The organism is Lysinibacillus sp. RC46, from assembly GCF_041262385.1.
Taxonomy (GTDB): Bacteria; Bacillota; Bacilli; order Bacillales_A; family Planococcaceae; genus Lysinibacillus.
Window position 1 is genome coordinate 39,390 of the sequence record NZ_JBGCCF010000040.1, and the last position, 6,909, is coordinate 46,298.

Below are 6,909 nucleotides of genomic sequence, written 5' to 3' on the forward strand. Positions count from 1 at the left end.
GTCGTCTTTTTTTATCGAAACTGCAATTGTTCCGATAAAATGAGATATTATTCCGATAAAATGAGATTATGTTCCGATAAATCTTCAAAGTATCCCTATAAAAATGAAAGAAATCAGCTTTAGTGAATTCTGATTTTATTAATGAGTAAGTAAGGAATGACATTTGTTAAATCGTATGCCATGCATATAAGTTGATTGGAGTGGAGGCTTGGTGACTCCTTGGGGATCAGCGTCACAGATGAGACCCTGGAGCGAGCAAAGCGAGTGAAGCGGCTCATCGGACGCCCCCAGGAAAGCGCCCAGCCGGAACGGAAATCAACTACACGTTATGTCATTAACCCTAAAAATTGTAATTTAATATATGATATCCCTAAATGCATATAGTAATTAGAGTGACAATTTGATTGTTTAACAATATTAGGGGGCGGGAGTGATTATCTTATGTTTTATATTAGAAACTTCGAAGGTAATAAAAATGAGTTTGAATTCTTTCAAGAAATGTTATATGAGTCTGTAATTATTCCTGTCAATAAACCATCAAAAGAGGTTTTGCTAAACTCGCCTGACATAAGAAAATATCATGAAGGTTGGGGGAGAAAGGGAGATACTGTTTTGATTGCCTTTGACGCAGAAAATCAAACTGTTGGTGCAGTCTGGTACAGATTGTTTGATGAAAATAATAAAAGCTATGGATATATTGATAGCAATACTCCTGAAATAGGAATTGCTGTTTCAAAAGACGTAAGAGGAAGGGGATTAGGGACTTTACTAATGCGTAAAATAATTCAACAAGCGCAGGATGAAGGATACAATACCATTTCACTTAGTGTAGACCTTGAAAATAGTGTGGCCATTAATATTTATAACAAACTAGGCTTTCAAGATTATGAAGTAGTAGGAACATCTAAAACAATGATTTACAAATTATAGTGCTCTCTAGAATAAAAAATGTACACTACTAAGTAAATTTAGTAATGTACACTTTTAATATTACTGAGTAGGGCTGCTGTTATGAACAGCGCTTTTTTTCCCTAGTATCATCGTATAGTAGCTATGAAGTAGCATGCCCACAATGATGACACCTAAGCCCGCGAGTGCAATTGGATTTGGGAATGCAATGCCGAGCAATAATACTTCACCGATAATGACAAAGAGTATTTCAGTCGATTGTGTTGCTTCAACTGCTGCAAGCTTGCCTTGATGATCGCGAACACGGTCAGTTGCAATGAAAAATAAAGTTGTGGCGATGACACCAGAGCTTATACCTACAAGCAACGATTGCATTACTTGGCTGCTAGAAGGAAGCCCGACCGTTGCTAATGCATAAATAGCTAGAATAATCCATGCAGGCATCGAGGCGATGGTCATACCAAGAACTCGTTGATATGTATCGATACGTCCACCGCAGATTTCCATCATTTTACGATTACCAAGAGGGTAGGCAAAAGCAGCGATGACAACAGGTAAAATGCCAAGCATTAAACTTTTAAATGGGACAGATTGTGCCTGTGGTATTTGGATAAGTAAAATGCCGACTAAAATAACACATGAAATGAGTAATGAAATAAGCGGTATTTTTTGACGTACTGTTTTCCCAGCTACTATTGAAACAAATAGGGGTGCTAGTAATACGCCAGCGACAATTGTCAATTGCCATGTTCCAGAAACGAGCCACCCTGGACCGAATGCTGCTGCAAATGTCAGTGGGGCATAGAACAATACGAATCCAATAAAGCTCCAAAGTAGCCAAGCGGCAGGCTGTGCCTTCATTTCACCTGATAGTTGGGTAAAACCTTTTCGATAGAAGACAATCACAAGTAAAAACGGAAGCATGAAGAAATAGCGCAAAGATGCACTCCAAAGCCAGCTACCACCTTGCATTTCCATTGCATGATTTAATATAAATGTAACAGCAAAAAAAAGTGAGGCTAAAATGCCTAATGCAATTTCTTTCATTAAATTCACCTCAAAATCCTTTATGTAATTTGAAAATTCAGTTATCGTTTTTTAAAAAATTACGAAGAAGGGGTAAACCCTTCTTCGTAATTACTTTCCTTGTTGTTCAAAGAGCTGTACGATTTCGATAATCACTTGTGTAGCTTTCTCCATCGTTTCTCCAGATACATATTCGAATTTACCGTGCATATTTTCGCCACCTGCAAAAATATTTGGTGTTGGTAAGCCCATGTAAGAAAGCTGTGAACCATCAGTACCGCCACGGATTGGTAATGTAATTGGAGTAATATCTAACTTTTCCATCGCTGTGCGTGCAATATCAACGATTTCTTTTACAGGCTCAATTTTTTCGCCCATATTATAGTATTGATCTTCCATAGTAATGCTTAAAGCATGCTCGCCATATTGGGCTTTAATTTTCGCCGCAGCATCAAGCATTAATTGTTTTTTCGCCTCGAACTTTTGACGGTCATGGTCACGGACGATATAAGAAAGCTCAGCATGCTCGATCGCTCCGTTAAAGCCCATTAAGTGAATAAAGCCCTCATAGCCTTCCGTTTTTTCTGGTACTTCAGCAGTAGGCATTTCATTTTGGAAAGCGATCGCCATTGTGATGGCATTGACCATTTTATTTTTTGCAGATCCAGGGTGTACACTAGTACCTTTTGTCACAACCTTTACGCCTGCAGCATTAAAGCTTTCGTATTGTAGCTCGCCAAGTGGTCCGCCATCCATCGTATAAGCATAGTCTGCTCCAAAGGCAGCCACATCAAATTTATGAGGACCGCGGCCAATTTCTTCGTCAGGTGTAAATGCTACACGTAATTTACCATGTTTAATAGAAGGATTATTTACTAGGTATTCCATAGCCGTCATAATTTCTGCGATACCAGCTTTATCGTCAGCACCTAATAACGTAGTGCCATCCGTTGTAATTAACGTTTGACCTATATAATTTTTAAGCTCCGGAAAATCTGTTGGCGACATCGCTAGATTTTCATTGAGCTGGATCGTTCCACCATCATAGTTGTCAATGCGCTGTGGATTAACGTTTGTGCCGGTAAAATCTGTTGTAGTGTCCACATGTGCTAAAAAGCCAATTGTAGGCACTTTTTTATCTGTATTTGCTTCGAGTGTCGCAAATAAATAACCATTTTCATCTAATGTAATGTCAGTTAAGCCTATTGCAGCAAGTTCATCTTTTAGTACATGCAATAAGTCAAATTGTTTTTGTGTTGAAGGAGTTGTTTCGCTTGTGAAATCAGATTGTGTATCAATTTTTGCATAACGAATTAAACGCTCGATTACTTGTTCTTTCATAAGTATGGCCTCCTAATGTGTATGTTTAACTACTTTCAGCCCCCGGCGGATGTCACGGAATTGGCTTTGTGCAAGGACAAAGCCGATTCCGTGACATCCGCCAAGTTATAATTGATATTATTGTAACACTTTACTTCGGATTTCGGAATATTGAGAAATACTTAAGGCAATTAGTATTTGGGCACTGTAATATGTCAACATAATAAACTCATGTGAAAATGGTAAAGGCATAACAAATTTATTAATAGCTAAATAGGAATCTGATGAAATAAAGAGCAGAGCGCCGATCGTTGCAAATGTAGAACCTGTTCGAATCGCAGTCCAACCCATCGTTAATATGACGGAAATATAAGCAATGACCGCGATACCAAGCACGACTTCTCCTGATGAAAATACAGTACCTGCAATCCACACAGCCATACTTGCACCGTAAACGAGTAAGACAATCTTCGCCCAAGTCGGTACTTGTCGTTCATTAGTAGAAGAAAAGGCCAGGATATAAAAAATATGCCCGATTAAGAAGCTTGTTAGCCCAATTAGAAACCACTGTAGCGTATAATCGCCGACCATACAAAACACAAGTCCGATGACAATCAGTAGTTGATACTTTTTAATGCCTAAATTTTTTGATGTAGCGGCTAAAATAATGATTAAAAGCATTGGGATGACTTTAAAGATAAGTATCAAGCTTTCTGCAATATGAGACAGGAAAAAAACATAATAAAGACCAAATAAAATAATAAATGCTATTAAAACTTTTTTAGACAAATTTCTCAGCTCCTTTTCTTTGAAATTCTTTATCTATGTAACAATTTCCTTTATTCTTTTGTGAAGGAAATGTACGAGAGGGTACTCATTCATCTTATGTATGAAACTTTTTTGGTATGTAGCCGTAAATAAGAGGACAGTAAGCTTAGAGAGGGTGAACAAAATGACTAAGCTATTAATAGCTTCGGCAGTCATTGGGCTAATCGCGAGTGTTTTATTAACACCGATTATAACGAAAAAACGAGAAGATGGCGGATCTAAAAAAGTAATTGGCTACTTCTTTATAGGTGTATTTGTACTAGGGTTTTTAGCTACTGGTATAACAGTATATGTGACAAACATGGATGTAAACTGGCTTGCTTTTTGGCCCGCTATTATTCTATTAACATTAGGTGGCGCGCTTCTTGCAGGTGGTATAGAAAGAAAAATAAAGGGTGTTTTATTTTTAGCTAGTTTAGGTGTTGCAGTGTATGTATTATCAGCTCCTTTATGGAATGCTAACGAAAAATTCAAATCAGCTGAAATGAAGGAAGAGGTTGAAATAAAACCATTCGATGAAACACAAACACCAGCTAGTGTTCCTCCTAAATTTGCGCGCAATAAGATGAAAAAAGCGTTCGGACAAGTACCGAATACGAGTTATTATGAGCTAGGGCGCTTACAAATTCAAAAAGTGAATGGTGAGTATGTTTATATTGCACCAGTTGAGTTCTCTGGTTTCTTTAAATGGATGAACGGCGGGTCGACTCCTGGTTACTTTATAATGAGTGCAACGGATTCGGCAGATAACCCTAAATTTGTTAAGCAGGAAATGAAGTATGTTCCTTCTGCGTATTTAAATTCAAATTTAGAGCGTCATATACGTTTACAACATCCATTCCTTGTTTTTTGCGGAGATGTACAACTTGAAATAGATGATGATGGTAAACCATACTACATCCGTTCATATGGTGAGTTTATCTCAGCACGTAATGGCTTCGATGTAAAAGGGATCGTGCTTGTAGATGCGCTAACAGGAAAATCAGAAGTTATTAAGCTGGAGGAAGTCCCAGAATTTATTGATGGAGCGGTTTCTCCAGAGACAGTAAGCTTACAAAATAGTTATTTCGGTAATTATGTACATGGATTTTGGAACACTCAGTTTGGTAAGAAAGATGTAAAACTTCCTTCTGATGAGGGAACAGAGGCAAATGTTAGCCCAATTTTTGACGAGAAGGGCGATATGTATTATTTCACAGACTTTACGAGCCCTAAAGAGGGTGTCGATTCAATGCTTGGCTATTCCTTAACAAATGCACGAACAGGTCAAGCAACCTATTATACTGGAAATCAAGACGCTTCTTACATGGATTCACAAGGTAACTTGCAAATTATCGAGAAGAAATTTATAGAGAAAAAATGGTCTGGAGAAATGCCAGTGTTGTATAACTTTTATGGCGAAGCTAGCTGGCTAACAGCGGTACTTGATTCAAATGGTTTCTTACAAAATTATTTCATTGTATCTGCGGCAAATCCTGAAATTTCCGTATATGCGACAACTCCTAAAGAGGCATTAAAATTATATAAAACAGCCTTAAGTCGCGGTGGAACTACAGTCGAAGGAAGTTCACATGCGGAAGAGAAAAATGCAAGTGGAAAGGTGCTTCGCGTTTACAAGGAACGTCTCGGAGACTATACAGTTGTATCATTTTTACTAAATAACGGTGAAAACTATTTAGTAAGCTCAGAAACAGAACCGCTTGCAATTTATTTGCAAGAAGGTGATGAGGTCATTCTCACTTATGGTGATACGGGAGAGCAATTCTTACCAGTTCGATCAATGATTATTAAAGGATTACAATAAAAGAAAAAAGACGATCTTTGTAGCTTAGTACTACTTGATCGTCTTTTTTATGTTGGTTGAGATTCTATATAGTGAAGCATCTTTTCCTGATGATTAGTATAAAGTGCTTTTGCATGATCGTTTAACGCAAATATTTCATGAATGTACCCTTGAAGTAAATGTTGTTCATATTCAAAATCAGAATGGTCTTCGTTTTCTACTATATGCGCTAATAAAAGTGCATGTAACACAACGACCTCTAAATTTTGTGTATTTGTAATGAATTTTAAGTTGAGTATGGTAGTATGGGAAACGAATTGATTCACATAATCAATAGCATTCTTATAAACAGCTAAGTCGATCTGTGGTTCAAGTCGTTTACTTAATAGTGTACAATTATTATTTAAGTCTTGAATTTTTAAAAATAAACCTCTTATACTTCGCTTATGTTGCTGTTCTAAAGTACGAGCAAGATTTTTATCGACATAGGACATTTATACATAACTCCTTTCCACATAGTGGTCATCTATTAGTATTAATGGAATTATTTAAAAAGAAAAGAGTCTTTTTGTTTAATTTATACCTAGATTTAACTTCTCCCACAAAAAAGTCTCTTACTTTAAACGTGAAAAACAATGTACTTTCTCATTTAATCAGCTATTGAACAAAGTTTGATCAAAACGATAATTCAATTATTATATAGGAAGCTTTTCAACGAAATGAAAAAATATAAATATTTATTAGAAAAAGTATTGACCTTTTTAAAATACGGGTGTAATATTATACAAGTCGTTAAGACAGCTACTAAAAAACAACTAAATTAGTTGTTGACATAGAGTTTGCGACATGATATTATATAAAAGTTACTGTTGAAGAAATGGTAACGAAATGAACCTTGAAAACTGAACAAGCAAAACGTAATCAATAAAGTTTTTAGTAGCTAACCTTGAGTTGGTGAACGAAACAAAATTTTGGACATCAAACATGATGCCAGCAAAACAATTTGAGCTAATCAAATTTCTTTTTATGGAGAGTTTGATCCT

The 6,909-nt window shown here is 36.6% G+C and carries 6 protein-coding genes; 2 read left to right on the forward strand and 4 right to left on the reverse strand.

The features are described from left to right. The first annotated feature begins 441 nt into the window (after positions 1-441). Positions 442-930, forward strand: a complete 489-nt coding sequence (locus tag ABH966_RS24105) for a GNAT family N-acetyltransferase (RefSeq protein WP_370082918.1) — start codon at positions 442-444, stop codon at positions 928-930. Between the two features lie 60 nt (positions 931-990). Here ABH966_RS24105 and ABH966_RS24110 read toward each other — a convergent pair whose 3' ends face one another. From ABH966_RS24110 to ABH966_RS24120, 3 genes are all read right to left on the reverse strand, one after another. Further along, positions 991-1,956, reverse strand: a complete 966-nt coding sequence (locus ABH966_RS24110; RefSeq protein WP_370082920.1) for a DMT family transporter — start codon at positions 1,954-1,956, stop codon at positions 991-993. 90 nt (positions 1,957-2,046) lie between these two features. After that, complete coding sequence (gene pepT / locus ABH966_RS24115; RefSeq protein ID WP_370082922.1) at positions 2,047-3,276, reverse strand: peptidase T; 1,230 nt, start codon at positions 3,274-3,276, stop codon at positions 2,047-2,049. Positions 3,277-3,393: 117 nt separating this feature from the next. Further along, a complete protein-coding gene (locus ABH966_RS24120; RefSeq protein WP_370082924.1) occupies positions 3,394-4,044 on the reverse strand; it encodes a lysoplasmalogenase in 651 nt (216 codons plus the stop codon). 163 nt (positions 4,045-4,207) lie between these two features. Between ABH966_RS24120 and ABH966_RS24125 the strand changes: the two genes are divergently transcribed. Next, complete coding sequence (locus ABH966_RS24125; RefSeq protein WP_370082926.1) at positions 4,208-5,887, forward strand: hypothetical protein; 1,680 nt, start codon at positions 4,208-4,210, stop codon at positions 5,885-5,887. 47 nt (positions 5,888-5,934) lie between these two features. Here ABH966_RS24125 and ABH966_RS24130 read toward each other — a convergent pair whose 3' ends face one another. Then, positions 5,935-6,360, reverse strand: a complete 426-nt coding sequence (locus ABH966_RS24130) for a hypothetical protein (RefSeq protein WP_370082928.1) — start codon at positions 6,358-6,360, stop codon at positions 5,935-5,937. Positions 6,361-6,909 lie beyond the last annotated feature (549 nt).

Bases quoted from the DNA above. Each gene is read 5' to 3' on its own strand.
- ABH966_RS24105 (WP_370082918.1), top strand. From the start codon at position 442: ATGTTTTATATTAGAAACTTCGAAGGTAATAAAAATGAGTTTGAATTC.
- ABH966_RS24110 (WP_370082920.1), bottom strand. From the start codon at position 1,956: ATGAAAGAAATTGCATTAGGCATTTTAGCCTCACTTTTTTTTGCTGTT.
- pepT (WP_370082922.1), bottom strand. From the start codon at position 3,276: ATGAAAGAACAAGTAATCGAGCGTTTAATTCGTTATGCAAAAATTGAT.
- ABH966_RS24125 (WP_370082926.1), top strand. From the start codon at position 4,208: ATGACTAAGCTATTAATAGCTTCGGCAGTCATTGGGCTAATCGCGAGT.
- ABH966_RS24130 (WP_370082928.1), bottom strand. From the start codon at position 6,360: ATGTCCTATGTCGATAAAAATCTTGCTCGTACTTTAGAACAGCAACAT.